Origin of the sequence: Haladaptatus sp. T7, from assembly GCF_026008575.1 — an archaeon.
In the GTDB taxonomy this organism is placed as follows: Archaea; Halobacteriota; Halobacteria; order Halobacteriales; family Haladaptataceae; genus Haladaptatus; species Haladaptatus paucihalophilus.
This window is the reverse complement of sequence record NZ_BROP01000001.1, coordinates 451,690-477,508: the sequence shown is the minus strand read 5'-3', so window position 1 is coordinate 477,508 and position 25,819 is coordinate 451,690. Positions and strand designations below refer to the sequence as shown.

The 25,819-nt window shown below is 64.5% G+C and carries 26 protein-coding genes and 1 tRNA gene; 13 read left to right on the top strand and 14 right to left on the bottom strand.

The genetic code is table 11. The features are described from left to right. Window position 1 precedes the first annotated feature (1 nt). Window positions 2-736 carry an MBL fold metallo-hydrolase gene (locus OPC11_RS02655; RefSeq protein ID WP_264780924.1) on the bottom strand — a complete coding sequence of 245 codons (735 nt, stop codon included), beginning with the start codon at window positions 734-736 and terminating at the stop codon, window positions 2-4. A gap of 222 nt (window positions 737-958) precedes the next feature. Between OPC11_RS02655 and OPC11_RS02650 the strand changes: the two genes are divergently transcribed. The 3 genes from OPC11_RS02650 to OPC11_RS02640 all read left to right on the top strand — a co-directional run bounded on the left by OPC11_RS02650 (window position 959) and on the right by OPC11_RS02640 (window position 6,184). Continuing rightward, window positions 959-1,369 carry an SRPBCC family protein gene (locus OPC11_RS02650; protein WP_264780923.1) on the top strand — a complete coding sequence of 137 codons (411 nt, stop codon included), beginning with the start codon at window positions 959-961 and terminating at the stop codon, window positions 1,367-1,369. A gap of 73 nt (window positions 1,370-1,442) precedes the next feature. Then, a complete protein-coding gene (locus OPC11_RS02645; RefSeq protein WP_264780922.1) occupies window positions 1,443-4,151 on the top strand; it encodes an ATP-dependent helicase in 2,709 nt (902 codons plus the stop codon). Between the two features lie 410 nt (window positions 4,152-4,561). Next, window positions 4,562-6,184: an SLC13 family permease gene (locus OPC11_RS02640; RefSeq protein ID WP_264780921.1), complete on the top strand. Its 1,623-nt coding sequence runs from the start codon at window positions 4,562-4,564 to the stop codon at window positions 6,182-6,184. 19 nt (window positions 6,185-6,203) lie between these two features. On the opposite strand, the gene OPC11_RS02635 is transcribed toward OPC11_RS02640, so the two are convergent. Both OPC11_RS02635 and OPC11_RS02630 read right to left on the bottom strand, forming a co-directional pair. Continuing rightward, window positions 6,204-7,433, bottom strand: coding sequence for a lactate racemase domain-containing protein (locus tag OPC11_RS02635; RefSeq protein WP_264780920.1), 1,230 nt, complete (start codon window positions 7,431-7,433; stop codon window positions 6,204-6,206). Window positions 7,434-7,466: 33 nt separating this feature from the next. Continuing rightward, the gene (locus tag OPC11_RS02630) at window positions 7,467-10,274 is read right to left on the bottom strand and encodes an AAA domain-containing protein (RefSeq protein WP_264780919.1); all 2,808 of its coding nucleotides are present in this window, start codon (window positions 10,272-10,274) and stop codon (window positions 7,467-7,469) included. A gap of 162 nt (window positions 10,275-10,436) precedes the next feature. Here OPC11_RS02630 and OPC11_RS02625 point away from each other — a divergent pair, with 162 nt between their 5' ends. After that, window positions 10,437-12,461 (top strand): prolyl oligopeptidase family serine peptidase, encoded by a 2,025-nt coding sequence (locus OPC11_RS02625; protein WP_264780918.1) that lies wholly within the window; start codon window positions 10,437-10,439, stop codon window positions 12,459-12,461. 1 nt (window position 12,462) lies between these two features. Here OPC11_RS02625 and OPC11_RS02620 read toward each other — a convergent pair whose 3' ends face one another. Both OPC11_RS02620 and OPC11_RS02615 read right to left on the bottom strand, forming a co-directional pair. Further along, window positions 12,463-13,653, bottom strand: a complete 1,191-nt coding sequence (locus tag OPC11_RS02620) for a DHHA1 domain-containing protein (protein ID WP_007977680.1) — start codon at window positions 13,651-13,653, stop codon at window positions 12,463-12,465. A gap of 32 nt (window positions 13,654-13,685) precedes the next feature. Beyond that, a complete protein-coding gene (locus tag OPC11_RS02615; RefSeq protein WP_007977679.1) occupies window positions 13,686-14,201 on the bottom strand; it encodes a multiprotein-bridging factor 1 family protein in 516 nt (171 codons plus the stop codon). 108 nt (window positions 14,202-14,309) lie between these two features. Between OPC11_RS02615 and OPC11_RS02610 the strand changes: the two genes are divergently transcribed. After that, window positions 14,310-14,513, top strand: a complete 204-nt coding sequence (locus tag OPC11_RS02610) for a TOBE domain-containing protein (RefSeq protein ID WP_007977678.1) — start codon at window positions 14,310-14,312, stop codon at window positions 14,511-14,513. Window positions 14,514-14,556: 43 nt separating this feature from the next. Beyond that, the gene (locus OPC11_RS02605) at window positions 14,557-14,910 is read left to right on the top strand and encodes a VOC family protein (protein WP_264780917.1); all 354 of its coding nucleotides are present in this window, start codon (window positions 14,557-14,559) and stop codon (window positions 14,908-14,910) included. A 17-nt stretch (window positions 14,911-14,927) separates the two neighbouring features. Here OPC11_RS02605 and OPC11_RS02600 read toward each other — a convergent pair whose 3' ends face one another. Next, a complete protein-coding gene (locus OPC11_RS02600; RefSeq protein ID WP_264780916.1) occupies window positions 14,928-15,122 on the bottom strand; it encodes a hypothetical protein in 195 nt (64 codons plus the stop codon). A 218-nt stretch (window positions 15,123-15,340) separates the two neighbouring features. Between OPC11_RS02600 and OPC11_RS02595 the strand changes: the two genes are divergently transcribed. Beyond that, on the top strand, window positions 15,341-15,739 hold the full coding sequence (locus OPC11_RS02595; protein ID WP_007977675.1) for a thioesterase family protein: 399 nt from the start codon (window positions 15,341-15,343) through the stop codon (window positions 15,737-15,739). 45 nt (window positions 15,740-15,784) lie between these two features. After that, complete coding sequence (locus OPC11_RS02590) at window positions 15,785-16,120, top strand: DsrE family protein (protein ID WP_264780915.1); 336 nt, start codon at window positions 15,785-15,787, stop codon at window positions 16,118-16,120. 130 nt (window positions 16,121-16,250) lie between these two features. Here the strand turns inward: OPC11_RS02590 and OPC11_RS02585 are convergent. Beyond that, window positions 16,251-16,335 (bottom strand) — tRNA-Leu (locus OPC11_RS02585). A gap of 310 nt (window positions 16,336-16,645) precedes the next feature. Between OPC11_RS02585 and OPC11_RS02580 the strand changes: the two genes are divergently transcribed. Together OPC11_RS02580 and OPC11_RS02575 are read left to right on the top strand one after the other, a co-directional pair. Then, window positions 16,646-17,206 (top strand): DUF420 domain-containing protein, encoded by a 561-nt coding sequence (locus OPC11_RS02580; protein WP_007977670.1) that lies wholly within the window; start codon window positions 16,646-16,648, stop codon window positions 17,204-17,206. A gap of 101 nt (window positions 17,207-17,307) precedes the next feature. Further along, on the top strand, window positions 17,308-17,484 hold the full coding sequence (locus tag OPC11_RS02575) for a hypothetical protein (RefSeq protein ID WP_007977669.1): 177 nt from the start codon (window positions 17,308-17,310) through the stop codon (window positions 17,482-17,484). Window positions 17,485-17,518: 34 nt separating this feature from the next. Here OPC11_RS02575 and OPC11_RS02570 read toward each other — a convergent pair whose 3' ends face one another. The 5 genes from OPC11_RS02570 to OPC11_RS02550 all read right to left on the bottom strand — a co-directional run bounded on the left by OPC11_RS02570 (window position 17,519) and on the right by OPC11_RS02550 (window position 21,239). Continuing rightward, entirely contained in the window at window positions 17,519-18,070 is a 552-nt protein-coding gene (locus OPC11_RS02570; protein ID WP_264780914.1) for a hypothetical protein, read from the bottom strand. A 59-nt stretch (window positions 18,071-18,129) separates the two neighbouring features. Next, on the bottom strand, window positions 18,130-19,593 hold the full coding sequence (gene purF / locus OPC11_RS02565) for an amidophosphoribosyltransferase (protein WP_264780913.1): 1,464 nt from the start codon (window positions 19,591-19,593) through the stop codon (window positions 18,130-18,132). Between the two features lie 162 nt (window positions 19,594-19,755). After that, window positions 19,756-19,932, bottom strand: coding sequence for a 50S ribosomal protein L37e (locus OPC11_RS02560; RefSeq protein WP_007977666.1), 177 nt, complete (start codon window positions 19,930-19,932; stop codon window positions 19,756-19,758). After that, window positions 19,929-20,111 (bottom strand): LSM domain-containing protein, encoded by a 183-nt coding sequence (locus OPC11_RS02555; RefSeq protein WP_007977665.1) that lies wholly within the window; start codon window positions 20,109-20,111, stop codon window positions 19,929-19,931. Before OPC11_RS02555 ends, OPC11_RS02560 begins: the two co-directional genes overlap by 4 nt. A gap of 60 nt (window positions 20,112-20,171) precedes the next feature. Beyond that, window positions 20,172-21,239 (bottom strand): M20/M25/M40 family metallo-hydrolase, encoded by a 1,068-nt coding sequence (locus OPC11_RS02550; protein ID WP_264780912.1) that lies wholly within the window; start codon window positions 21,237-21,239, stop codon window positions 20,172-20,174. 112 nt (window positions 21,240-21,351) lie between these two features. On the opposite strand from OPC11_RS02550, the gene OPC11_RS02545 reads away from it, so the two are divergent. Together OPC11_RS02545 and OPC11_RS02540 are read left to right on the top strand one after the other, a co-directional pair. Further along, window positions 21,352-21,579, top strand: coding sequence for a hypothetical protein (locus tag OPC11_RS02545; protein WP_264780911.1), 228 nt, complete (start codon window positions 21,352-21,354; stop codon window positions 21,577-21,579). Between the two features lie 42 nt (window positions 21,580-21,621). After that, window positions 21,622-22,569 (top strand): zinc-dependent metalloprotease, encoded by a 948-nt coding sequence (locus OPC11_RS02540; RefSeq protein ID WP_007977661.1) that lies wholly within the window; start codon window positions 21,622-21,624, stop codon window positions 22,567-22,569. A 10-nt stretch (window positions 22,570-22,579) separates the two neighbouring features. Here the strand turns inward: OPC11_RS02540 and OPC11_RS02535 are convergent, their stop codons facing one another. Continuing rightward, window positions 22,580-23,596 carry a PfkB family carbohydrate kinase gene (locus tag OPC11_RS02535; RefSeq protein ID WP_264780910.1) on the bottom strand — a complete coding sequence of 339 codons (1,017 nt, stop codon included), beginning with the start codon at window positions 23,594-23,596 and terminating at the stop codon, window positions 22,580-22,582. 131 nt (window positions 23,597-23,727) lie between these two features. Between OPC11_RS02535 and OPC11_RS02530 the strand changes: the two genes are divergently transcribed. Then, complete coding sequence (locus OPC11_RS02530) at window positions 23,728-24,855, top strand: Gfo/Idh/MocA family oxidoreductase (protein ID WP_264780909.1); 1,128 nt, start codon at window positions 23,728-23,730, stop codon at window positions 24,853-24,855. 10 nt (window positions 24,856-24,865) lie between these two features. On the opposite strand, the gene OPC11_RS02525 is transcribed toward OPC11_RS02530, so the two are convergent. Then, window positions 24,866-25,717, bottom strand: coding sequence for a translation initiation factor eIF-2B (locus OPC11_RS02525; protein WP_007977658.1), 852 nt, complete (start codon window positions 25,715-25,717; stop codon window positions 24,866-24,868). Between the last annotated feature and the right edge of the window lie 102 nt (window positions 25,718-25,819).

Genomic DNA, 25,819 nt, shown 5'->3' with positions numbered 1-25,819 from the left:
GCTATATTTCGACCGACAGCAGGTCCTCCGCGAACCCGACGTCGCCGTCGTAGTGTTCCGCGATGGATTTCAACATCGCCTCGTGGTTGCCGTCCGTGTGCGGATAGAGGTGGGTCAGATAGACGCGACCGATGTCGGTCCCCGACAGCGCTTCGCCCAGTTGCGACGGGGTAGGATGGTTCGAAACGTCCACCTCGTCGGGGAACGAACAGTCGTGGACGAGCACGTCGCTCCCGTCCGCGAAGTTCGCCAACCCTTCGAACGCCTCGCTGTCGCCGCTGAACGTGAACGCGTCCCCGAACCGGTAGGCGAGACAGTCCATCGAGTGGCGCGTCTCGAACCCCTCGACGTCGAAACCGGCGACGGAGAACTCTTCGCCGGGGACGACTTCGCGCACTTGGAGGTCCACCCGACCGTCGAGGTAGTCGTGGACGGAGAGCAGGCCCTCGATGAAGGCCTTGGTCCCGGTCGGACCCACGACTTCGAGTTGTTCTTCGCCCGCGAGCCAGCGGGCTTTCAGGAGGGCCATGAGGTCGGAAACGTGGTCCACGTGGTGGTGGGTGAGGAGGACGGTCGAGACGTTCTCGTAGCCCACGCCCGACTGCTGGAGACGGTGGAGGACGCCGCTGCCACAGTCCACGAGAACGCGACGGCCGTCGTCCTCGACGACGATGCCGGTCTGGAACCGACTGCCGGTCGGCATCGCGCTTCCCGTGCCGAGAAACGTGATTCGCATGTGTAATTCCCCGTGCGGGAGGGTGAAAAAGGTTCAGTCGTGCAGTGTGCTGGCGGTCGTCGTGGCGGTCGCCGCGGGAGGGTTCGGTGGTTCGGGTTCGGTAGTCGATGGTCAGTCCGTGTTCGGTAGTCGGTGGTCGCCGGACGACGGAGCGAGGGCGGCCGTCGTCGAACCGCCGGTGTCGGGCAACACCGATTTCGCCCCTCGTCGCGTCGTCCCGGTATGCAGAGCGAGGTTCGAGTCGAACGCGGACCCGACGGACGTCACATCGCCGTCTCGCGGACGACCGCCGCCCCGCCGGAACGCGTCTGGACCGTGCTGACGGATACGACCGCGTGGCCGTCGTGGGGACCGTCCGTCACCGACGTGGAGTGTTCCGACCGCGTGATTCGAGTCGGCTCCACCGGCCGGGTTCGGACGCCGCTCGGCGTCTGGGTTCCCTTCGAAATCACGACCTGCGAGGAGTTCCGATGGACGTGGACTGTAGCGCGCGTTCCGGCGACCGGCCACCGCGTCGAAGGTTTCGAAACGGGGAGTCGCGTCGTCTTCGAACTTCCCCTTCTCGCGGCGGGCTACGTTCCCGTCTGTCGGCGTGCGCTCGACGCCATCGACCGCCTCGCGGCCGAGGAGTGATAGGTTCGTTTCGAATTTCACTTTCACTCCGCTGGCATAACCCTCTTTGCCGCCCGATACCAACGCGGAACAAATGGACGCGAGAGGGCTGTTGGCCCGCGAGGAGTTCGATTTCGACCCGGAGACGGTCGCAATCGAAGACGAGGCGACGTTGGACCTCCTCGAACCCGCAGTGCGCGAATGGTGGGTCGAGCAGTTCGGCGCGTTCGTCCCCGAGAACGGCGGCTTCTTCACGCCGCCACAGCGCGAGGCCATTCCGCTGATTCACGGCCACGACAACGCCCTCATCGCGTCGCCGACGGGGAGCGGGAAGACGCTCGCGTCGTTCACCGCGATTCTCAACGAACTGTTTCGACGGGAACAGGAGACCGGACTGGAGAATTCGGTGTACTGTCTGTACGTCTCGCCGTTGAAGTCGCTGGCCAACGACATCCACCGCAACCTCGAACTGCCGCTGTCGGGGATTCGGGAGAAGATGGACGACGTGAGCGAGATCCGTCACGCCATCCGACACGGGGATACGGACAAGACGGCGCGGCAGAAGATGCTGCAGGAGACGCCGCACATCCTCAACACGACTCCCGAGACGCTGGCCATCCTGCTCAACTCGCCGAAGTTCCGGGACAAACTCAGGAGCGTCGAGTACGTCATCGTGGACGAAATCCACAGCCTCGCCGATGGCAAGCGCGGGACGCACCTGTCGGTCAGTCTCGAACGATTGGAGAACATCGCCGACTCGTCGCCGACGAGAATCGGCTGTTCCGCGACGGTCGAACCGCTATCGGACATCGCGGAGTTCCTCGTCGGCAGGGCGGAACCGGGCGGGGAGAGTCGCCCCTACGAACTCGTGGACACGCGATTCGTCCGCGAGTTCGACCTCGAACTCCGGTGTCCGACCGACGACCTCGTGCACACGCCGCGGGCCGTCGTGCAGGACCGGTTTTACGACCAACTGCACGACCTCATTCAGGACCACACGAACACGTTGGTCTTCACGAACACGCGGTCGGGGGCGGAGCGAGTCCTGCAGAACCTCCGTGAGACGTTCGCCGAGTACGACGAGGAGAACTCGGGCTGTCACCACGGGAGTCTCTCGAAGGAATCCCGCCAGCGTATCGAGGAGCGCCTGAAAAACGGGGAAGTCGATGTAGTGACCACCTCGACCAGCCTCGAACTCGGCATCGACATGCCCCACGTCGATTTGGTCGTGCAGGTCGGTTCGCCGAAGAGCGTCGCGTCCCTGCTCCAGCGCGTCGGCCGGGCCGGCCACCGTCTCGGGCAAACCGTCACCGGCCGCGTCGTCGCGCTCGATAGGGACGAACTGGTGGAGTGTGCGGTCATGCTGAAGAAGGCCGAGGAGGGCTTCGTGGACCGCGTATTCGTCCCCGAGAACGCACAGGACGTGGCGGCCCAGCAGGTGTACGGGATGGCGATAAACGAGGTTCGCCCGGCGGACGACGTGAAGGCGACGCTCCGGCGAGCGTATCCGTACCGAAACTACTCGGATTCGGAGTGGGATTCCCTCCTCCGGTATCTCACCGCGGACTACGACGGGATGGAGGATAGAAACGTCTACGCGAAGGTGTGGCACGACGAGAACGATCCGTCGGACGGGGAGTACCACTATCCCGATTTTCCCGTCGGCGAGCCGTTGATGGGAAAGCGCGGGCGACTCGCCCGCGTCATCTACATGACCAACATCGGGACGATTCCCGACTCGTTCACCTGCGACGTGCTCACCCGCGCGGACAACGAGTGGGTCGGGGATTTGGACGAGAGCTATCTCGACACGCTGGAGAAGGGCGACGTGTTCGTCCTCGGCGGCCAGCACTTCGAGTACAAATATCGGCGCGGGTCGAAGGTGTACGCCGACCGTACCAGCGCCCGCCCGACGGTACCGTCGTGGTTCTCCGAGCGCCTGCCGCTTTCCTACGATTTGGGGCGGGAAATCGCGGCGTTTCAGGGCGAACTCCTCTCGCGGTTGACCGACCGCGGCAAACCCGCTGTTCGGGTGTGGCTTCGGGAGTTCCCGCTGGACGAGAACAGCGTCCGGGCCATCGCGCGGATGTTCGACGAACAGGTCCGCTACGCGGGAGAAGAGAGCGTCAGCACGGACGAACGGCTCACCGTCGAAATCGAGATGGACCGCGAGGAGTACGAGCGCCACTACTACGTCCACTCGAACTACGGGCGGCGGTTCAACGACGGCCTCTCGCGGGTCGTCGCCTACCGCTGTGCGCAGGCGGCCAACACGAACGTCGGCGTCGCCGTCGCGGACAACGGCTTTACCGTCTCGATGCCGTTGAATCGGAAGGTGGACGTCCCCGGCATCATCGCCGACATCGACCCCGACGATGTACGCGGGGATTTGCGCGACGCGCTCTCGGGCACCGACCTCCTCCAGCGCTACTTCCGCATCAACGCGACGCGCTCGCTGATGATTCTGAAACGCTACAAGGGCTACGAGAAGTCGGCCAGCGAACAGCAGGTGTCCAGCGAGATGCTGCTCGGCTTCGCCGACGAATTGGGCGAGTTCGCCGTCATGGAGGAAACGTACCGCGAAATCGTGGAGGACAAACTCGCGCTCGAAGCGGTCGAGGAAATTCTCGGCGAGGTGCGAGCGGGCGACATCGACGTCGTGCAACACCGCGTGAAATCGCCGACGCCGCGGGCGTTCGGACTGGCGACGTTGATGGCGAGCGACGTGGTGCTGGCGGAGGACGAGAGTGCGGTCTTACAGGAGTTCCACGAGCGTGTTATGGAGTCGATTTCGGAGGAATGACTTCTTCTTATCCCTGTCTTCGGCTCAAGATAGTGCCGAGCGCGATACCCGCTGCCGAACCGATGGCCATCCACAGGGCCAAATCCCCGGTGATAATTCCGACACCAGTTCCAAGCGGGAGGCCAACGCCGATGCCCCTCCACAGTTCGTTTCGATCCTCGTCGTCTAACGCCATTCCAATAGGAAGTTTCTGTCTCTAACGGACATAAATTTCACCCAACCAGAGTGAATTCGATGGTCGATTTTCGAGTACGTTGTAGAAGATCATTTGCGATAGCAATGGCACACATATCTGAAACGTCATGTATGGACGATAAAATCGAAAATACATCCGTAAATTCCCCATCTATTATAACTTCCTCACAATATAGAAAGAACTATTCGTGGCGAATTCATGCGTCTGTCTGCCAATGACACAGACGGATCCACGCAGGCGACTCGTTCTCTTCGTTATCGCGCTTATCGGGACGGCGGTGATCGCCGCCGCCCCGACGCCCGCCGGGCTTTCCGTCCGCGGGCAGTTCGCGTTCGCAACGATGTTCTTCGCGGGCTTTCTCTGGGTGACAGGGACGCTCCCGCTCGCCGTGACGGCGCTGTCGATACCCGTCGTGCTCACGATATTTGGCGTCTACGCCGACCTCGATGCGGCGCTGGCGGGTTTCGCGAACCACCTCATCTTCCTGTTCATCGCCGGGTTCATGCTGGCGAACGCGCTCCAGAAGTACGACATCGACCGGCGAATCGCCCTCTGGATCATGTCCGTGATGGGGTCGTCGCCGCGCCGTCTCGTCCTCGCGGTCATGCTGGCGACGGCGTTCCTCTCAATGTGGGTGTCGAACACGGCGACGGCGGCGATGATGACACCCATCGCGCTCGGCGTGCTGTCGCAAGTTCTGGGTCGGGAAACGGTGGAAGCGGCGAGCGCGGCGACTACGGCGGGGTCGTCCGACTCGTCGCCCGCCCCCGACGGCGGGACCGTCGCGGTCGAGGACGGAGACGAACCGTTCACCAACCTCCACGTCTCGATGCTTCTCGGAACCGCCTACGCGGCCAGCGTCGGCGGCGTCGGGACGCTCATCGGGACGCCGCCCAACGCGGTGCTGGCCTCGCAACTGAACGAGATTCTGGGCTACGAAATCGGCTTCGCCCAGTGGTTGCTCATCGGCGTCCCCATCGTCGCTATCACCCTCCCGCTCGTCTGGTACGTCCTCACGTATCTCCTCTATCCGCCCCAAATCGACGACGTGAGCGAGGCACAGGAGATGGCTCAGCAGTACCTCGAAGAGGAAGGCGAGTTGAGTCCGCGCGGAAAACGCGTGGCGCTCATCTTCACCGGCACAGCCCTCCTGTGGGTGGTCGGCGGGTTGGGCGATTTCATCGGTCCGTACCTGCCGTCCGCGTGGGCGGTCACGCTGTTCGGCGGCGAGGGAACGAGCGTCTTCGGTATCGACGGCCATCAGGGAATGCTCTACTACGTCGTCGTCGGCCTGCTCTCGGTTCCGGCGCTCGTGCTGGCGGACACGATGGAGTGGGACGATTTGGTGGACATCGACTGGGGGACCATCCTCCTGTTCGGCGGCGGCATCGCCCTCGCCGACGCGCTGGCGACCACCGGCGCGACGGAGTGGATCGCCGACTCCGTGTTCACGTCGCTCACCGGCGCGCCCATCGTCCTCGTCGTGGGCATCGTCGTCCTCCTCGTCATCTTCCTGACCGAGATGACCTCGAACACCGCCACGGCGACCATCATCATCCCCATCCTCATCAGCATCGGGAGCGTCTTCGCGGCCACGCTCGGCCTCACCGACGTCGCCGCCGCCGTCTTCCTCTCCGTCTCGGGGGCCATCGCCGCGAGTTTCGCGTTCGCGCTCCCCGTCGCCACGCCCCCGAACGCCATCGTCTTCGGGAGCGGGTACCTGAAACAGGAGCAGATGATGCGTGCGGGCGTCGTGTTGAACCTGATAATGACCGTCGTCCTCACCGGCCTCATCTGGCTGCTGTTCCAGTTCGTCTGGCCGCACGTCCTCTGGTAGCGACTCCTCCCACCCTTTCTCACTCCGGCCGAACCAACAGCGTATCGAGCGCGTTCGGAACGACCAGCACGTCGCTTCCGGGTTCGATGGCGTCCTCGACGGATTCACGGCAATGCATCAGACAATCCTCGACGATTGCCGGATGCTCGCTTCCGGTCACGAACACGTCGTGGTCGCGGAGGACGCGGGCCACGACGAAGGCCCGCTGTGCGCCCGGTTCGTAGCCGGTTCGCATCTCGTCGTAGAGGCTCTCGGGGTCGCTCGCGCCGTCGAGTCTGTCGTAGAATCGTTGTTCTCCTTTTCCTTCGCCCGCCCCCTCGGGCATGGCGGCGGGAACGACGATCCGACCTCCCGGCCGGAGCGGGTTTCGGTCGCCGAGAACGACGTACGTCGCGGCGCGGGTCGCCTGATAGAGGTTCGCGGCTTTCGCCTCGGGAACGCCCGCGACTACCGCGTCGTACTCGCCTTCGACCGCGACCGACAGCGACTCCTTCGCGGTTTCGGCGAGGTCGGCGACCACCGCGCGGTGGTGTCCGGCGCTCGCCCCGAGAATCCCCTGCGGGCCGTGCGTGACGTTCAGACAGAAGTCGAGTCCGGCCACGTCGCCCGCGTCGTTCAGCAGTTCCCGGAACGGGTTGTCCTCGATTCGGCCGAGTCTGACGCCCTCCCGCGAGAGGAGGTCCGGGCCATGCGTGTATCGGATGAGCGACTCCCCGCCCGCGCCGATGACGACGGTTTTCGCGCCGCCCGAGAACCCGGCGTACTGGTGCGCCTCGACCATCCCCGTCGAGAGCACGCGGTCCGCGTCCGCGACGGTCGGATTCAGTTCGACGGGTACCGCGTCACCGTCGGTCGTTTCGGCGGTTCCGACTTCGATTGCGGCGTCCGCGTCGTGGTTCTCCGCGAGGTCCGCGTGCTCGCCGAGCGCGTCGGCTATCTCCTCGTCGGTCATCGGACGGTGAAGGCCGAGTCCGAGCACGACGGAGACGTGCTTTCGGGGGACCCCGGCGTCCGCCAATTCCGCGAGGAGCACGTCCAACAGCACGTCGTCCGGCGTGGCCCGCGTCACGTCCGTCACGACGATTGCGACCGTCTCGTCCGGGGAGACGAGTTCGGCGAGGGGCGGGCCGTGCGGGTCCGCCATCGCGCGCTCAGCGGCCTCCCGCGGCGGGACGGCGGTTCCGCCCGGTGGCGAGAGAACGGTCACGTCACGGTCGGGAAGATGGTAGTCCGGGAGGGAATCGTTCATGAACCGAGGTACGGACGACGGGGACGAAAGCGCTTAGGTCGCCCACTCGACCATCCGGTCGTAGAGCGGCGAGGAGCGAAGCGCGCGCTCGTCGCCGACGAGGACGAGCGACTTCTTGGCACGGGTCAGCGCGACGTTCACCCGGCGGTAGTCGTCGAAGATGGGGCTGTCCAAGTCGCCCGTGGCGACGAACGAGACGATGATGACCTCCTTGCTCGACCCCTGGAACCGGTCCACCGTATCGACCGCGACGGATTCGTGAACGCGCCGGGATATCTCCGCGACCTGCGCGCGGAACGGAGCGATGACGCCGATGTCCTCGCGGGCGACGCCCGCCTCCACGAACCGGGAGACGAGTTCCGTGACGCGTTCGGCTTCGACCGGATTCGTGTTGCCCGCCGTCTTCCCGTCCGGGTCGACGAAGGCGACGCCGGTGCGGAGCGTCGGCGGCAGGGATTCGGGTTCGACGTTCGGCAAATCCTCGATTTTCTGGGCCGCGACCTCGCCGTTCGCCGGGCGGAGCGCGCCGTCGTAGAACTCGCGGGACGAGAACGCCTGAATCCGCTGGGCCATGCGGTACTGACGGTCCAGCATGACCGACGCGTCGGGATACAGGTCCACGAGTCGCTGGAACAACGAGGTCGAGAGGTCGCCGCCCGCGCCGTCACCGTCCGCGCTCTCTTCGGAGTCCGCCTCCGCGTCGTTCGCTTGGACCACGGGCGGCAGTTGGTGGTGGTCGCCCACGAGGACGAACCGCTCGGCGAGGTTGATGGCCGCGAGCGTGGCGGGTTCGGTCAACTGCGAGGCCTCGTCCACCAGCGCCACGTCGAACGCCTGTTCGCGCATGATTCGTGACCCGCAGGTCGCCGTCGTGGCGGCGACGACGCTCGCCCCTTCGAGTTCGGCGACGCGCGCGCCGGGGTCGCCGCTCCGCTCCAGACGAACGTCCTGCATGTCCTCGCGGACGCCGCTCTCGGTGCCGACGCGAACGATTTCCTCTTCTTCGAACCCTTGCTCCCGGAGCGCCTCCAGCGCGTTGTCCACCGCGCGGTTCGTGAACGCCGACAGGAGGACGCGGTTGCCGCCTCCGGCGGTTTCTGCTCGCGGGCCTTGCCCGCTCGCACCGCCCGAGGCTCGATGCGCCTCGCTGTCACCGCCTCCGTTTCGAGACGATTCCGTCGCCTCGCTCCCCTCCACCAGCGCCCGGATGGTCCGCGCGATGGTGTAGGTCTTCCCCGTTCCGGGCGGGCCGTGGATGAGCGCGCAGTCCTTCGCGTTCACCGCGAGGTTGACCGCCGCATTCTGGGCGTCGTTGTTCCCGATGAACGTCCGTTCATTCGACTCGAACTCGGGTTCCCGTCGTCCGAACAGCACGTCCTTCCGTCGTTCGTCGCCCTTCAGGAGGGCGTCGTGGAGCGCGGTCAACATTCCGTCGGCGGAGAACTCCGAGGGGTAGACGTCGAGTCGCCGGAGTTCGACGGGTTCGTCCGTCATGACGACGATTTCGTCGCCCAGTTGCCGAACCCGCGCCAGTTCCGCGTGGCCGCTGACGGGATTGCCCTTGCTGGCCAACACGACGTCGCCCTCCCGAATCTTCGACACGGCGTCGTCGGTCCGTCGGGCGCGGAGTTCCCAGCGCCCGCCCTCTATCTGCGTTTGTCCCGTCGGTTCCAAGCCGATGAGCGCCCGGTCGTCGTCCGCCCGTTCCTGGGCCGTCTGCTCCCACAGCTTTGCGTACTCGCGGTGGGTCGCCCGCCGTTCCCGTTCTATCTGCTCGTACTTCTCCTGGAAGTAGGCGCGCTCTTCCTCGGGAATCGGCCGTCCGATTTGTCCCGCCTTCGACTCCTGATTCAGGCGACCCGAGACGACCATGCAGGTGTCCTTCTCGAAACAGTATTCGCACTTGGCGTTCGCCTCGTAGCCCGTCGGCACGTCCATGTCGAACTCCGCCGCGGCGATTTCGTTGCGGGTCCTGACGACGAATTCGAGCAGGCCCTTGCCGATGGAAAATTCCTTCGCGGGCGAGAGGTCGCCCGTCTCCTCGGTGCGGTCCAGCGCGGAGTTCTTCGTGTAGAGGAGCGTGCCCGTGTCCGCGGGAACGCCGCGTTCCTGCAGGAGGAGGGCGTAACAGGCCGCCTGAATCTTGTCCTGAAATCGCGGGTCGCGGTTCGTGTTCTTTCCCGTCTTCAGTTCGACCGGCATCCCGCGTCGGAGCGCGTCACAGCGTCCCTTGATGCCAAACTGTTCGCTGATGAGCGTGTACTCGCTTCGCCAGTCGTCCGTGTCGTCGAGGACGCCCTGTTCGAGCCAGCCCTCGATGGCGCGGGCGTTCTGGCGCACCTCGCCCGCCACCTCGTCCGTCTCGCGTCCGAGCAGGCCGAGTTGCAGGCCGACCTCCTCGACGCGCTCCTCGATGGAGTCGTCCAATTCCCGACCGCGGAGCAGGTCGCCGAACACCTCGTGGACGATTGTCCCCTTCACGACGGGGTAGTTCAGCGGAATCGCCGACAGTTTGTTCAGGTAGTACATCCGGGGACACTGCACCCACGAGCGGACGTCGGTCACGTTCACGAGGAACGAGGGTTCGACCACGACGTAGGATTCCTTCCCCGTCGCGTACGTCGTCTCGCCGTCGTACTCGGACTCCTCCGCGTCCGTCACCAGCAGTTCCATCCCTTCTTCGAGGTAGTCGGCGGTTTCGGCCCACTTGCCCCACAGCGTCACCGTCTGCGGCACGTCGTCGTCCGGTCGCACGACGACCTCCGCGAGGTCGCGTTCGCCGTACCGCGTGGTCACGGTTCGTTGCTCGCCCGGTGCCGTGACGGTCCCCCGTATATTCACGAGACGTTCGTACCCGCCCTCGCGGAAAAATACTGTCGATTACCGTACGCCTCTGCAGGTCGATTACCGGACGTCTTCGCGGCCCGCCAACTCGGCCCCTCTCCTGTCGTCGCGTTGCCGCTTCCCGACAACGTATTAGCCGCGGTTTCCACTATCGACGGTATGCCACGGACTCCCCCACCCACCGAAACGCGCGATGTCGTCGAAACGCTTCACGGCGAGGAGATACGCGACCCGTACCGCTGGCTGGAAGGCGACGAGGAAGACGTTTCGGCGTGGGTGAGTGCGCAGAACGAGTACGCGGAGTCGTTCCTCCACGGCGAGACGCGCGACGACCTCGAACCCCGGTTTCGGGCGCTGGCGAACTCCGCGGCCTACTTCCCCGTCGTTCCGACGCCGAACGGCTACTTTCAGCGGTACACGCCCGCCGACGAGGACTTGCCGCTGTTGACCGTTCGGAACGACCTCGACGGCGAGCGCCGCGTCCTCGCGGACCCGAACGAGTGGAGCGACGACGCCACCCTGACCCTCGACTGGTTCGTCCCCTCACCCGACGGCTCGCTCGTCGCCTACGGCGTCACGGAGGGCGGCACGGAACAGTACGACGTTCGCGTCGTGGACGCGGAAACGGGCGACCTCGTGGACGAACTCCGCGAGACGGGTCGGACCGGGGAGCGGTCGTTCGCGTGGACCGACGAGGGATTTTACTACGGCCGAACCGGCGCGCTCGAAGACGGCGGACAACTCGACAAATCGCTCGCGTATCACCGACTAGATGGGGGCGGCGAGGACGACGCAGACGACGAACTCCCGATCGAACTCGACGAGCAGACGTGGGCGGGCCTCCACACCGACACGGACAGCGACTACCTCGTGGTCGAGCTCACGCGGGGGTGGGAACGCACCGACGTCTACGCCGAGCGGGACGGCGAGTTCGAACCGCTCGTGACGGGCGAGGACGCCATCTTCGAGCCACACCTCCGCGGGAGTCGGGCCTTCTTCCTGACGAGCCTCGACGCGCCGAACTACCGAATCGTCGCGGCGGAGTTGGCGGACGCCGCCGGGGACGGCGCACCCGAGACGTTCGAATCCGTCGTCCCGGAGCGCGACGACGCCATCCTCCGGGATTTCGTGCTCGCGGGCGACCACATCGTCGCACACTACGAACGCGATGCGGTTTCGGAACTCGTCGCTTTCGACCTCGACGGCGCGCGCGTCGAAGACGCGTCGCTTCCCGAGTTAGGGTCCATCGACGAGGGGAGTCTCCACGGTTCGACGGACGAGGACGAGTGTTTCTTCCGGTACCAGTCGTTCGACCACCCCCCGACCGTCTACCGCTACGTCGTCGGCGAGGGCGTGACGAAACTCGACGCACCCGAGGTTCCGGTCGAGGCCGACCTGCAGGTCGAACGGGAGCGGTACGAGTCGGCGGACGGCACCGAAGTCCCGCTGTTCGTCGTTCACGCGGGCGTCGAACCGGACGGCGACAACCCGACGCTGCTGTACGGCTACGGCGGGTTCGAACTCAGCCAGACGCCCGCGTTCCGACGCTACGCCGTCCCCTTCCTCGAACGAGGCGGCGTCTTCGTCGTCGCCAACGTCCGCGGCGGCGGCGAGTTCGGCGAGGAGTGGCACCACGCGGCCCGGAAGGAGCACAAACAGAACACCTTCGACGACTTCATCGCGGCGGCGGAACACCTCGTCGAGCGCGGCTACACGAGTCCCGAGCGCCTCGCCATCGACGGTCGGAGCAACGGCGGACTGACGGTCGGCGCGAGCATCACCCAGCGCCCGGATCTGTTCGCCGCCTGCCTCTGTATCGTTCCGCTCCTCGACATGCTCCGGTTCCACCGGTTCCTGCTCGGCGCGTCGTGGACGGCGGAGTACGGGTCGCCCGACGACCCGGAGGCGTTCGAGTACATCCGCGAATACTCGCCGTATCACAACGTCGAGGAGCGGGAGTATCCCGCCGTCCTGTTCAAGACGGCCGAGGGGGACACGAGGGTCCATCCGGCCCACGCCCGGAAGATGGCCGCCAGAATGCAGGCGAAACACACCGGAGACGCGCCGATTCTCCTCCGCGAGGAACGGGACACGGGCCACGGCGTCGGCAAGCCGACCGAGATGATCGTCCGCGAGAAGTTGGACGAGTGGACGTTCGTCTTCGAGCAGTTGGGCGTCGAGTAACTCAGTCTCGCAAGTACGCCACCACGTCGTCGGGGTCCGCCGAGAGGCCGCCGCCCTGTGCGAACGTCGGGCTACCGCCACCGCCGCCGCCGAACTCGGCGGTCACCTCGTCCACCACGTCGCCCGCTTCGACGTCGCCGTCGGTCCCGACGACGAGGAACGTCGACCCCTCTTTTCCGGTGAGCGCAACCACGTCCGCCGTTTCGCCCGCCAGTTCTCGCACCCTGTCGCTGAGTTCGTTCGGCCCGACACCGTCGATGGTGCCGACCAACCACTCGTGGCCGTTTCGGGCGACGGTTTCCTCGGCGAGTTCGTCGATGGTCGCGCCGACGAGCCGTGATTTCGCGTCCGCCAACTCGGTTTCCAGCGCGTCGATTTCGCCGGTGAGCCGGTCGATTTCGTCCGGTAAATCCTCGACCCCTGTTCCGGCGATTCGCGCGGCCGCCAGCGCGCTCCGCTTTTCGTCCGCCCGCGTTCGGATGGCCGGCGGGCCGACGGCGAACTCGACGCGCGTCATTCCCTCGCCGGGGTTCGACCGGTCGACGATGGTCACCGGCCCGATTTCGCGCGTGTTCTCGACGTGCGTGCCGCCACAGGCCGCCACGTCCCATCCCTCGATATCGACGACGCGAACCGTCTCCGAACCGCTCAGCACGCCTTCTTCCGTCTTCGTGTTGAATGCGATATCCTCTCGCGCCAGCGCCTCCTCCTTCGGGACCGCTTCCCACGAGACGGGCAACGAATCCCACACCGCCCGATTCGTCAGGCGTTCGAGTTCGACGAGAACGTCGTCGTCGATGTCCGTCGAGGTCTGGAAATCGACGCGAATCTTCTCCTCGCCGATGTCGAACCCGCCGTAGCCGAGGTCGTCCAAAATCAGTCGTCCCGCCCCGTAGAGGACGTGGCTCGCCGTGTGCGACCGCATGCAGTAGGTGCGGAACTCCTCGTCCACCTGTCCGCGAATCTCCTCGCCCTCCTCGAACTCGGGGTCGGTTTCGAGCGTGTGAACGACGTCGCCGTCGCGTTTCTGCACGTCGACGACGGAAATCCCGCCGAGCGTTCCCCTGTCCGCCGGTTGGCCGCCGCTCTCGGCGTAGAAGTACGTCTCCGAGAGGGAGACGTTCCTCCCGTCGATTGCCGCGACGGTCGCGTCGAAACTCGTCCGATATGGCTCTGCTGGCGCGCGGGTCATACCCCGTTCTCCGAAACGGGCGGACAAAAACGCTACGCCGACTCCGACAGCGTAACGCCGAGACGCTCCTCCAGCGCTTCGATGACTGACCCGCCGACGCCCGCGCGGTTCGCTCGGTTCTGTTCGACCGCGAGGAGGTCGTTCTCCTGAACCTCGAGTTCGTCGGCGAGTTCGCCGCGCTGGAGACCTTCCTCCTGTCGCGCGTCGATGACGCGCTCGCCGTAGTCGGAGACGAGGTACGGCAGCGGGTCGCTGTCGTAACTCGTTCCCTCTTCCTCCCAGTGGCTCGCGTCGCCCTTCCGGGCGTCGTCCATTCGGGCCGTGCGCTGGGCCGCCCTGCGCTTGCGGTCCTGTTCGCTCATCGCGTTGCCTTCGCTCTTCGATTTCGTCGGCTGTGCGGCGTCGTTGTGGCTCGCACAGTCCGGACAGACGTGGAGCGTCGCGCCCGCGACGCTCGCCTCGGTCAGCGAATCGGACGCCTTCCCGCAGAGTTCACAGGAACCGCCGCTGCCGCCGCCGGACGAGTTCCCGGTCGAATATTTTGCCATACCCTCGCTATGGGGGGCCTACATTTCAATATCGCGTTTGTTCGCCGGAGCAAAGTCCGCCCGAACGCTTATTCTCGGCCTCGTCGTCTTCGTCCCGGGGGAACCCGGATGTTAAGCGCACGAAACCGACTCGACGGGGAGGTAGTGGACGTGAAAACCGGCGACGTGACCGCCGAGGTGGTTCTCGACGTGGGTGGCGAGGAAGTTGCGGCCGTCATCACCCGCGAATCGGCCGAGAACCTCGAAATCGAGGAAGGAATGGAACTGACCGCCGTCGTGAAGGCGACCGACGTGATGCTTCGGTCGGATTGAACGGGGCGAAACCCATTTTTCTGCGCGACGTGTCGTCCCATCAATGAGCGGCATCGTCTTCTTCGCCAGCGAATCCCGCGCCGAAACCGTTCCGTTCTACACCGACCGCCTCGGTGCGGAGGTGTGGCTCGAACAGACCGACTGTACGGTGTTGCAGTACGACAACATGCGCTTTGGCTTCTGCGAGCGCGAGTCGGCCGATACCGACGGCATCCTCACGTTCGTCACGGCGGACCGCGACGGCGTGGACGTGCTGTACGACGAACTCGCCGACCGAGCACGCGACCCGCCGGAGGAGAATCCGAAATACGATATCTACCACTTCTTCGCCGACGACCCCGAGGGACGCGCCGTCGAAGTGCAGGCGTTCGACCACGAAACCGAGGCGGTTCGGTAGTGTTCGAGCGAGACCGATTACCGCTCCATTTCGTCGGCGATTCGCTCGACGGCGCGAACGAACCGCCAGAACAGGTACAGTCCGAGCAACGGAAACGCGATACCGAACCACGCCAACGGCTGGCTAGCGAGCAGGATGCTGTACAGGAACGTCAGGACGCCGACGATGACGATTCCCCAGACGACGAGCGAGTCGGTTGAGTCGGAGGGCATGGCCGATTCGTATCAGCCGACAACGAAATAGATTGTCCTCTGCAACCCGTCCCCCGTCTCTGTTACTCGCCGCCCGGCTCCGCGGTTCCGTCGCGGGCTGGCAGTGGTGCGAAACGAGCGGTGGAGACGAAGGGAGGCTCCCCTCGATGAAACTCCGGCGGGCGGAGTAGCCGGGACGGAATCGACAGATGGTTTAGCCGCTTTCCGCTACGAGTTTCATGGACGAATTCGGCTACACGACTGGTATCGAGGTGCGCTACCGTGACCTCGATACGATGGGTCACGTCAACAACGCCGTCTACGCGACGTACCTCGAACAGGCGCGCATCGCGTACTTCCGGGACGTTATCGGGATTCCATCCGACGAAATCAACGGCGTCATCGCCCACCTCGAACTCGATTATCACCGGTCGATAACCGGCGGAGACGACGTGACAGTCGGCGTGCGCGTCACCGACATCGGAACGACGAGCATCACGATGCAACACGAAATTCGGGCCGGAGACGAGGTTGCCGCCACCGGCGAAACCGTACAAGTCGTGTTCGACGAGTCGGGCGACCCCACCGAGATTCCGCCCGAATTGCGCGACCGAATCGCCACGCACGAAGGGTTCTAACTGACGAATCGGAACCGACTTTTTTGCCGAGGACGCCTTTCCGTCGTGAAAACCGTATTCCACGTTTCGACGCCGGAAGCCGCCGCAATCGCCGTGGCGAAAGTCCGAAACCTGCTCGCCGACGAGACGCTCGACGTCGATACTGTCGCCGTCCTCTTCGACGCCGGGGTCGCCATCGCGACCCTCGAACGCGGTTCTGACGTCGCCGACGACGTTCGGGGACTGCTCGACCGTGACGTCGAGTACAAGGTGTGCAGTAACGCCGTTCGAAATCCCGCGGTGGACGAATCGAAACTCGTCGCGGGCGTCGAAACCGTCTCGTCCGGTGTGGGCGAACTGACCCGCCTCCAGACCCGAGGCTACGCGTATATTCGACTCTGAGTCGTCGAACGTGCCGCAAAAGAACCAGCCTCGGCTGGTGAATGTTGGTTCGGTAGGAATTGTGCGTGGGTGATGTCCACGAAGGAGATCACCTGCATCGTTGATGTTCGCGGCGAAGCCGCGTATGCGATGCGTGGGACCGGATTTGAACCGGCGGACCCCTACGGGACAGCGCCCTCAACGCTGCGCCGTTGGCCTAGCTTGGCTACCCACGCTCGCTGTGTCTGTCTGCACTCAATCGTAGATGGTGGGATAATAAAAGGCCTTTCATTTGGCCCGGCGACGGCAGGCGTTCGCACGGACATGACAACGGGCGTCCAATACGCTAATACTTTCTGGGAACCATGCTGAATTGATGTCGCTTGGCCTCATCTCCCGGCTGAAAAATACGCGCGTCGACTACGTTTGCCCGGGGTGTGCCCGCGCGTTCGACCTGCCGTTCGACCGGTGTCCCGTCTGTGAATGCGACCGACTGTACAAAATAGTGAAATAACTGGTATACCGACCGGACTGCAAGACGCGAGTATGGAATCCTCCGTCCGAAACAACGTTCCGACGCTGACGGCGCTCCTGAGCATCGTCTCGCTGGCACTCGTCTTCGGTGCCGTGTTGGGCGTCGTCCCCGAACACGCGATTCCGCGCGCACCGCACTGGTTTCTGGAGGCGATTCCGCACCTCAACGCCATCATCAGCGTCGCCGCCATCGCCGTCATCGGCACCGCGTGGCACGCGATTCAACACGGACACGTCGTCCGCCACCGCGCCGGAATGCTGACCGGACTCGGCCTGTTCGTCTGCTTTCTCGGTCTCTACCTCTACCGCGTCTCGTTGGAGGGACCGACCGAGTTCCCCGGCCCGAAGACCGTACAACAGTACCTCTACCTCCCGATTCTGGCGATACACATGGTCCTCGCCATGGTGTGTATCCCCCTGCTCTACTACGTGCTCTTGCTCGCCCTCTCCCATCCGGTAGCGGACCTCCCGAAGACGAACCACCGTCGCGTCGGGCGCATCGCGGCGTCGCTCTGGCTCACGTCCTTCGCGCTCGGGGTGGTCGTCTACGCGCTGTTGTACGTGGTGTACTGATTCTCTTAAATCCAAAATATGGCTGTTTTAGGCCGTCTATTGCCGAACGAAACGAAATCTAGCCACACGATATTTGCGGGCCGACCCCGTACAACCTGTACATGCCAATACCGGGATACGACCCGGACGACCTGGACGAACTGCTCGCGGAGCGACTGGAGGCGCGCGATGGAGGTGTGTCCCTGACTCCTCGTCAATGGCGAGAGTACGAAAACGGTGCGAGCCTGCTCGACGTGCTGAACGACGCCGATATCGAGCGGTTGTTACACGAGGAATGACGTCGCAAAAACGAGTTCTGTAGCGGATGCGTCGTTAGTCGCCCGGACGAACCCCCGAAACGAGGAAACGGTCACAAAACAGCTCTGCAAGCCGCGGGAAGGCGGCGATTCCGACGCTCGCAATCCCCATCGAAAACGCGACGGAAACCAGCGGTAATCCCATCGCGTTCGCCACCGTTCCGCCGCCGTACGCCACGACGGCGAGAACCGCGTTGAAGTAGACGAGCCTGAAGAGCAACAGGGCGGGAGCCAACGACACCCACCCTCGCGTCTCCGTGGCCAGCGGCGGAAGCCATCCTCCGCGGATCAACGCGGTCACGACGACCATCGTCATCCACCCGACGAACGCCGAGGTTTTCAGGCCGAAAAAGCGGTTCGGCGCGCCGACTCTCACGTACCAGAGGAACGGGATGAGCGGCAGCGAAACGTCCGCGAACGCGTAGACGATATCGTCGAGAAACCGCCCGAAGCCGCTCTTCTCGGTGGACGTTATCTGTCCGTGACCGAACCAACTCTCCCGGCGGTGGCTCCGGGCGGCCCGCGTCGAGCGACAGGGATGGTCGTCCCGGCCGGACGGATTCGGCATACTACGGAGATATACACGCGAAATTCCCTAAAACTACGGTCTCGGTCGCTAGAGTGGAATCAGTCGCTCGCGCCGTCGATGACCGGGCGCGTCACGTCGCGGTCAGTCTCCTCGTCGTCGATGTCGTAGGGATACTCGCCCGTGACGCAGCCGAGACAGAGGTCGGATTGGGAGACCGAAAGCGCGTCGGCGATGGCTTCCTTCGAGAGGTAGGCGAGGCTGTCGGCGGAAATCGCCTCCCGAATCTCCTCGACGGATTTGTCGGAGGCGATGAGTTCCTCGCGGGTGGCCATGTTGATGCCCATGTAGCAGGGGGCGATGATTGGCGGCGCGCCGATTCGCATGTGAACCTCCTCTGCCCCGCAGTCCTTGAGGAGTCGAACGAGTTGCGTCGAGGTGGTCCCCCGGACGATGCTGTCGTCGATGATGGTGACGGTTCGACCCTCGACGGTGGATTTGATGGGGTTGAGTTTGAGACGAACCGCCCGCTCGCGTTCGTCCTGCGTCGGCATGATGAACGTCCGGCCGACGTAGCGGTTTTTCATGAGGCCTTCCGCGAACTCCACGTTCGACCCGTCTTCTTGTGCGGCCTCCGCATAGCCGGACGCGAACGCCCGACCCGAGTCGGGAACGGGCATCACCACGTCGGACTCGATGCCGCTTTCCTTCCAGAGCTTTCGCCCCAACTCGCGTCGCACTTCGTAGACGAGATTGTCGTCGATGACGCTGTCCGGGCGGGCGAAGTAGACGTGTTCGAAAAAGCAGTGGGCGGGTCGGTCGCGTTCGACGAGTTGGTAGGTGTCGTACCCTTCACCGTCCGGTCGGAGCACGACGAGTTCGCCGGGTCGAACGTCGCGGACGAGTTCGCCGTCGATGGTGTCGATGGCCGACGATTCGGAAGCGATGACGTAGCCGTCTTCGACTTCGCCGATAACGAGCGGGCGGTTTCCTTCCGGGTCGCGCACGCCGAGCACCGTCTCGTCGTGCATGATGGCGAGCGAGTAGGAGCCGTGAATTCGGTTCATGGTTCGCTTCACCGCGCGAACGAGGTCCTCTTCGAGGAGGTTGCGCGCGAGGTCGTGAGCGATGACCTCGGTGTCGCCGTCGGACGTGAACGCGTGGCCCTTTCCGGCGAGTTCGTCCCGAATCTCGTCGGAGTTGACGAGGTTACCGTTGTGCGAGAGCGCGAGCGACCCGCTCTTGAACGAGACGGTGAAGGGCTGGGCGCAGCTCTTGTCCACGCTTCCGGCGGTCGGATAGCGGACGTGGCCGATTCCGGCGCTTCCCTTCAGGCCGTCGATGTCCGCCTCGGTGAAGGCGTCTCCGACGAGGCCCATCGAAACGTGGTCGTGTTGTTGGAAGCCGTCGTGTGTTACGATGCCTGCCGACTCCTGCCCGCGGTGCTGGAGGGCGTACAGCGAGTAGTAGAGGGGGCGTGCCGCGTCCCGACCCGCGAGCGACGCGCCGACGACGCCACACTTCTCGGTCGGTCCGCCGAGGTCTCCGTCCCGGCCACATGACATAGCTGTCCGTAGCGCGGGACAGTAGTAAAAACCCTCGTTATCGTGCCGTATTTCCCAGCGTTTCAGACAGAAATATGCATGCTCGTGTATACTGTGGGTTCGAAATAGCCGACGCCTGGTCGAGAGAGAAGTATCGAGATGGAGAAAATCCGTAGCAGGCGGTTAGTTGTCGCCCGCTCGACTCTGCCACTCGTAGTCGCGTCGCTTGCTCGATTTACCGAAGCCGCACGACGAGCAAACGCCTTTTTTCACGTGATACGATTTCTCACCGCAACGGCGGCATTTCACGTGCGTCGTTTTGTTCTTCTTACCCTGGCTTGGAGTTCCTGCACCAGTCATGGAGTAATCGAAACGACGTTATCGCCGCGTATAATGGTTGTGTCTTCGTCTTCGATGACGAGATTCATGTGCTGGTCGTAGCCGGTCAGCGTGCCGGTGTACTCTTCGCCACCTTTCAACTGCACTGTCACCGCCGAGTTCAACGACGCTTCGAGAACGTCGAGTGGTCGTCCGCTCATATCAACAATCCCAGTGTTTGTGTTGATAAACGTACCGGAACGAGAGTCGAGTGGTTCCGTTCAGATGTCAACTTCGAAGCCGTCGCGGTCGCTCGCTCGCACCGCGAATTCGGCGAGCAAGTCGGCGGAGGCGTCCAAGTCGTCCGTATCGATGACCTCGACGGGCGTGTGCATGTACCGGTTCGGCAGTCCGAGGTTGAGCGACGGCGTTCCGCCGCGGGCCGTGAAGAAGGCGTCGGCGTCCGTGCCGGTGTAGATGCCCGCCGCCTGTAGCTGTACGGGTACCCCTGCCTCGTCCGCCGCCTCGCGGACCGCCGCGACGACTTCGGGGTGGTTCGCGCTGCCGCGGGCGACGACGGGACCGCCGCCGAGGTCGATGGTGAGGTCCGAGAAGCGCTTCTCGCCGTCCACGTCCGGGCTGTCCATGGCGTGCGTCACGTCGATGGCGACGATGGCGTCCGGGTCGAGGTCGAAGCCGACCATCTTCGCACCCTGCAAGCCGAGTTCCTCTTGGACCGTGCTCACGGCGTAGACGGTCGCGTCGGCGTCTCGCTCGGCCGCCCGGCGGAGCGCCTCAGCGGCCACCCACGTGCCGACGCGGTTGTCGATGCCCGGCCCGGCCAGTCGCGTGCCCCGAAGGTCCTCGACGGTCGGCGTGTACGTTATCGGGTCGCCCACGTCGACCAGTTCGGCGGCCTCCTCCTCGCTTTCGACGCCGATATCGACGTGTTGTTCCACGATGTCGTCGAACTCGTCGTCCTCGGTGTCGCGCAGGTGAATCGCTCGCTGGCCGACGACCCCGTTGACGGTGCCGTCGTCGGCGTGAATCACGACGTGTTGGCCCTTCGTGACGGTGCGGTCCGTCCCGCCGATTCGGTCGATTCTGATGAAGCCGTCGTCGTCGATTCCGGCGACGATGAACCCGATCTGGTCGGCGTGGCCCGCGAACGCGAGTTCGGGACCGTCGCCCTCGACGACCGCGACCGCGTTCCCGTACTCGTCGGTTCGCACTTCGTCCGCGAACTCCGAGACGTACTCGACCCAGACGCGCTGGCCCGGAACCTCGAATCCGGACGGACTGGGCGTCGTCAACAGCGTCTCCAGAAACGTGCGTTGTTTCTCGTCCATAGTCGGAAAGGAGCGACAGTGCGCCTTCAAACTCCCGAAGATGACGAAAAATAATAAACTAACAGACACGTCCCCCAGAATCGATAAGGGGACGACCGTCGATTGCTGTTGCATGGGTGTTTTCGAACTACATCTCCACGAACCGGACTTCACGCTCAACACGGGCGAAACGAAATCGTCGACCGGATTCGGTTCGAAGTCGGAACCGGAATCGGAACCGGAAGGCGAACCCGGTGAACGGGAGACGGAACCGCCGTCCATCGCCGGGAAACTCGGACCGCTCATCGTTCTCGCGGTCATCATCGCGCTGGCGAAACGGGTGAAGCGGCGACGGGAGTGACCGGACAGAAGGATTTTGTCGGCGTGACTCCAACGTAGTGCTGTGAATCTCTACCGTAGCGTCCGTGCCGTCACCGGCGCGTCCGGCAGCGGCCCCATCGACTGGACCGCGGTGGCCGACGCAGCGAAGGCGGCGACGGACCCCGGGTCGATAGACCTCTCTCCGGCGGAACAGTCCGGCTATGCGACCGACGTGCGCGACGCTCGCGCCCGCGTCCGGGAGGTCTCGGGCGTCTCTTTCGACGTCCCGAAGACCGTGGAAATCCAGAACCGACACCACTGGATGGACGCGAACATCGCGACCTTCGAGCGCGTGATGGAACCCATCGAGGAGTACGGCCCGGACGTGCTCCCGGGCGTCGCCCGCGTCCTCAACACGGGAACGATGTCGTTCATGCTCGCCCTCCTCGGCAACAACGTCCTCGGGCAGTACGACCCGCTCTTGCTCGCCGAGGGCGACGACCACGCGCTCTACTTCGTCCACCCGAACATCACCCGCATCACCGAGGAACTGAACGTGGACCCCGACCGCTTCCGCCGCTGGATCGCGTTCCACGAAGTGACCCACGCCGCGGAGTTCGGGGCCGCCCCGTGGCTGTCGGACTACCTCGAACGCGAGATGGAGTCCGGCATCGAGGCGCTCGCCCACGGCGAGGTGGACCGCGAGGCGTTCAAGGAACTGGACACCGCCATGACCGCCGTCGAGGGATACGCCGAACTCCTGATGGACGAGGCGTTCGACGACGAGTACGAGGACCTCCGCGCGAAGATAGATGCACGACGGAAAGGGATGAACCCGCTGTCGAAACTCGTCCGGCGCATGCTCGGACTGGGCATGAAACGGCGACAGTACGAACGCGGGAAGGACTTCTTCGAGCACGTCGTCTCCGCCAGTGACGTCGAGATGGCGACCCGCGTGTGGGAGAAACCGGAGAACCTGCCGACCGACGACGAACTCGACCACCCCGAGCGGTGGTTGGCCCGCGTGTAGTCGCCCGACGCTATTTCGTCCACTCTTCGCTCAGTACCGCCTCGACATCGACGGTCGTCGCCGTTTCGACGTACCGCGACGTACAGACGTTCGCCAGCGCCAGCGTCGGTTCCCAGTCCCACCCGCTCGCGCGGCCGAACGTCAGTCCGCCGGAGAACCGGTCGCCCGCCCCCGTGGTTCGCTCGACGGTCGAAACGGTGTAGTTGGGAACGGTGAGGGTCCCGTCGCGGGTCGCGGCGACCGCTCGCTCCGTGCCGTGATACACGATTGCCGAGACGGCCGCCTCGTCTCGGATTCGTTCGAGCGAGTCGGATTTCGACTTCCCCCGACCGCCGACCACCTCCGCGAGGCGGTCGGTTTCGAGGTCGTTCACGCTCAGGACGACTTCGAAACGGTCGTCGAGGTCGGAGAGCACCGAGAAGTAGTCCGCTATCGTCTCGGCTGCCACGTCGGTCAGGTCGCCGGGGTCGAGGACGAACGCGCCACCGTCGCCGTCCCCGTCCGTCGAGGCGAGCGAGCGAAACACGTCGAGGAGGGCCGGGAACGACGCGATGTTTCCACAGCACGCCCCGTCGGCGTCGCGTATCGGCGCGAAATCGCCGCCCATCGCGGTTCGTACGTCGGCCGCAGTCCAGTCCCGTATCGCGTCCGACTCCGCGGCGAAGAGAACGCCGTCGTCCCCGAGTTCCAGCACGGATACGGCCGCCGGTTCGCCCATCGAGACGCACGGAAACGGGAGGTCGGCGAGCAGCGGGTCGTCCAGATGGCCGTACAGTTCCGTGTCGCCGCCCAGCGCGTGCACCTGTTTCGCCATATTGACGGCCTGTCCGCCCGCCTCCCGCGTTTCCGGTTCGAGGTGGAACGACCGCTTGCCGTCCGCGAGTTCGTCGGAGAACGAGGTCAACGAGTCGAGTCGTCCGGCGGGTGAGCGAATCCTCGAAAACGTATCGATGCTCCCGTCGGGGAACGCGACGACGCGGGGAGAAGGATTACCCGAGAGTTCGGCACGGAGTTCGGCGTACGCCACGCGACGATGTTCGGCCGCCGCGATGATAAGGAGTCGGTCGCGTTGGGGCGATATGTCGCTGAATTTCCGATCCCCGTCTCCCGGCGGGCCACTAAACACTAAATCCCTTCCCGAACAACGTGAACGCAATCATGACGCTGAAAGTCGGTGTGTTAGGCTACCGGTTCATGGGAAAAGCCCACGCGAACGCGCTGGCGCGGTTGCCGATGTTCTTCCCCGACGCACCGGACGTCGAACGGCACACGCTCATCGGGCGGGACGAGGAAGCGCTTTCGGAGGCCGCGGACCGACTCGGCTTTGCCCACACGAGCACGGACTGGGAGGAAGTCATCGACGAGGTGGACGTGTTCTACAATCTCGGACCGAATTTCGTCCACGCCGAACCCTCCATCGCCGCGCTGGAGGCGGGCGTCCCGGTCCTCTGTGAGAAACCCCTCGCGGCGAATCTCTCCGACGCGGAACGGATGGCCGAGGCCGCACGGTCGGCGGACGTCCCGACCGCGACGGCGTTCAACTACCGGTTCATCCCGGCCATCCAGTACGCGAAGGGACTCATCGAGGACGGCGTGCTCGGCGAGATTCACCAGTTCCGCGGTCGCTACCTCCAGGACTGGTTGGTCGACCCCGACGCGCCGTGGTCGTGGCGCAACGACGAGGAGTTGGCGGGAAGCGGCGCGCTCGGCGACCTCGGCGCGCACACCATCGACCTCGCGCGCTTCCTCGTCGGCGACGTGGAGCGCGTTTCGGGCCACCTACAGACGTTCGTGGACGAGCGTCCGGTAGAGGGGGAGTCTACGGGAGACGGTGAAACCGCCGCAGACGAAACGCGACCGGTCACCGTGGACGACGCCTACTCCGCACAGGCCGAACTGGAGGGCGACGTGATGGCGACGTTCGAGGCCTCGCGGTTCGCGAACGGTCACAAGAACGACCACACCATCGAGATTCACGGCTCCGAGGGAAGCCTGAAGTTCTCGCTCGAACGCCTCAACGAACTCGAAGTCCTACGCGGCGAGAATCGCGGCTACGAGACGGTGCTCGTCACCGACGAGTCCGACCCGTACGTCGAGCACTGGTGGCCGCCGGGCCACGTCATCGGCTGGGAACACACGTTCGTCCACGAGAACTACGAGTTCTTGTCCGCTGTGGAGAGTGGGACGGAATACCACCCGAACTTCGCGGACGGCGTGGCGGTGCAGAAGGTACTGGACGCTATCGAGCGAAGCGACGAGAGCGGCGAGTGGGTGCAGGTCGAATAAGGGATTGGCGTCAGTACTCCCACGTTCCTTCGTCCGTCACGACGGAATCGAGGAGTTCGGTCGGCGTGGCGTCGTAGGCCGGGTTGCACACCGCAAAGCCCTCCGCCGGTTCACGGATGACTTCGCTGGGCGAGCGAAAGTCGTTCTCGAACCGGAACGCCTCGCCGACGATTTTCGCGCTGGAACCGACGGCCGTGACGGGGACATCGACTTCGTTCGCGGTGACGGTCAGCGGGAAGGTGCCGACGCGGTTGTAGAGGGTTTCGTCCACGATGCAGTCCATTCCGGTGAACACGCGGTCACACTCGGGCAGGTAGTGGCCCGCGGCGCTGTCGACGATGAGCGTCGCGTCCACCTGGTCGATTTCGCCGAGCACGCGCGCGGTCTTGCGGCCGAGGTAGCGCGGCCGGGCCTCCATGACGTACACGTCGAGGTACGCGCCGTCCGCCACGGCGGTTTCGACGGCTTCCAGCACGGTCGAGGAGTAATCGTGGGTCATGAGCGTCATGCCGTCCTCGAACAGCGGCGCGGCGTTCTCGGCGGCGCGTCGCTTGGCGGTCATGACCTGCTCGACGACGCTATCGATGGCCTCCTGCGTGTTCTCTTTCGCCTGCTCGACGGTTTCGTTATCCGCTTCCGTCACCATCGCCACGATGGCCCGCTGGGTCGTGACGAGCGAGGCGTGAGACGGGTTCGCCCGACGAAGGACGCTGCTGTTGTGGTCGAGCGCGCGCTCGAACTCCTCGACGGTCTCGAAATCGCGGTCCACGAGGTCGGAGAGCGCTCTCGCCGCCTTGACCGCGACGGTCGAGGAGCTGTGCGTTTGCATCTCCTGTATCTCCTCGACTGTCTCGTCTATCATGCGCTAACGAAGTTCACCGGGCTACAAGATTGTTCTGGGTTTCCGGTTTCACTCCGCGTTACCGTCCCTCCTCACCACGGGTGACGAACGGTTTACCTTCTC

Bases quoted from the DNA above. Each gene is read 5' to 3' on its own strand.
- OPC11_RS02595 (WP_007977675.1), top strand. From the start codon at position 15,341: ATGGACGAATTCGGCTACACGACTGGTATCGAGGTGCGCTACCGTGAC.
- OPC11_RS02645 (WP_264780922.1), top strand. From the start codon at position 1,443: ATGGACGCGAGAGGGCTGTTGGCCCGCGAGGAGTTCGATTTCGACCCG.
- OPC11_RS02530 (WP_264780909.1), top strand. From the start codon at position 23,728: ATGACGCTGAAAGTCGGTGTGTTAGGCTACCGGTTCATGGGAAAAGCC.
- OPC11_RS02650 (WP_264780923.1), top strand. From the start codon at position 959: ATGCAGAGCGAGGTTCGAGTCGAACGCGGACCCGACGGACGTCACATC.
- OPC11_RS02570 (WP_264780914.1), bottom strand. From the start codon at position 18,070: ATGCCGAATCCGTCCGGCCGGGACGACCATCCCTGTCGCTCGACGCGG.
- OPC11_RS02620 (WP_007977680.1), bottom strand. From the start codon at position 13,653: ATGACCCGCGCGCCAGCAGAGCCATATCGGACGAGTTTCGACGCGACC.
- OPC11_RS02610 (WP_007977678.1), top strand. From the start codon at position 14,310: ATGTTAAGCGCACGAAACCGACTCGACGGGGAGGTAGTGGACGTGAAA.
- OPC11_RS02655 (WP_264780924.1), bottom strand. From the start codon at position 736: ATGCGAATCACGTTTCTCGGCACGGGAAGCGCGATGCCGACCGGCAGT.
- purF (WP_264780913.1), bottom strand. From the start codon at position 19,593: ATGTCATGTGGCCGGGACGGAGACCTCGGCGGACCGACCGAGAAGTGT.
- OPC11_RS02625 (WP_264780918.1), top strand. From the start codon at position 10,437: ATGCCACGGACTCCCCCACCCACCGAAACGCGCGATGTCGTCGAAACG.
- OPC11_RS02575 (WP_007977669.1), top strand. From the start codon at position 17,308: ATGCCAATACCGGGATACGACCCGGACGACCTGGACGAACTGCTCGCG.
- OPC11_RS02550 (WP_264780912.1), bottom strand. From the start codon at position 21,239: ATGGACGAGAAACAACGCACGTTTCTGGAGACGCTGTTGACGACGCCC.
- OPC11_RS02555 (WP_007977665.1), bottom strand. From the start codon at position 20,111: ATGAGCGGACGACCACTCGACGTTCTCGAAGCGTCGTTGAACTCGGCG.
- OPC11_RS02560 (WP_007977666.1), bottom strand. From the start codon at position 19,932: ATGACTGGTGCAGGAACTCCAAGCCAGGGTAAGAAGAACAAAACGACG.
- OPC11_RS02615 (WP_007977679.1), bottom strand. From the start codon at position 14,201: ATGGCAAAATATTCGACCGGGAACTCGTCCGGCGGCGGCAGCGGCGGT.
- OPC11_RS02640 (WP_264780921.1), top strand. From the start codon at position 4,562: ATGACACAGACGGATCCACGCAGGCGACTCGTTCTCTTCGTTATCGCG.
- OPC11_RS02545 (WP_264780911.1), top strand. From the start codon at position 21,352: ATGGGTGTTTTCGAACTACATCTCCACGAACCGGACTTCACGCTCAAC.
- OPC11_RS02525 (WP_007977658.1), bottom strand. From the start codon at position 25,717: ATGATAGACGAGACAGTCGAGGAGATACAGGAGATGCAAACGCACAGC.
- OPC11_RS02605 (WP_264780917.1), top strand. From the start codon at position 14,557: ATGAGCGGCATCGTCTTCTTCGCCAGCGAATCCCGCGCCGAAACCGTT.
- OPC11_RS02600 (WP_264780916.1), bottom strand. From the start codon at position 15,122: ATGCCCTCCGACTCAACCGACTCGCTCGTCGTCTGGGGAATCGTCATC.
- OPC11_RS02580 (WP_007977670.1), top strand. From the start codon at position 16,646: ATGGAATCCTCCGTCCGAAACAACGTTCCGACGCTGACGGCGCTCCTG.
- OPC11_RS02635 (WP_264780920.1), bottom strand. From the start codon at position 7,433: ATGAACGATTCCCTCCCGGACTACCATCTTCCCGACCGTGACGTGACC.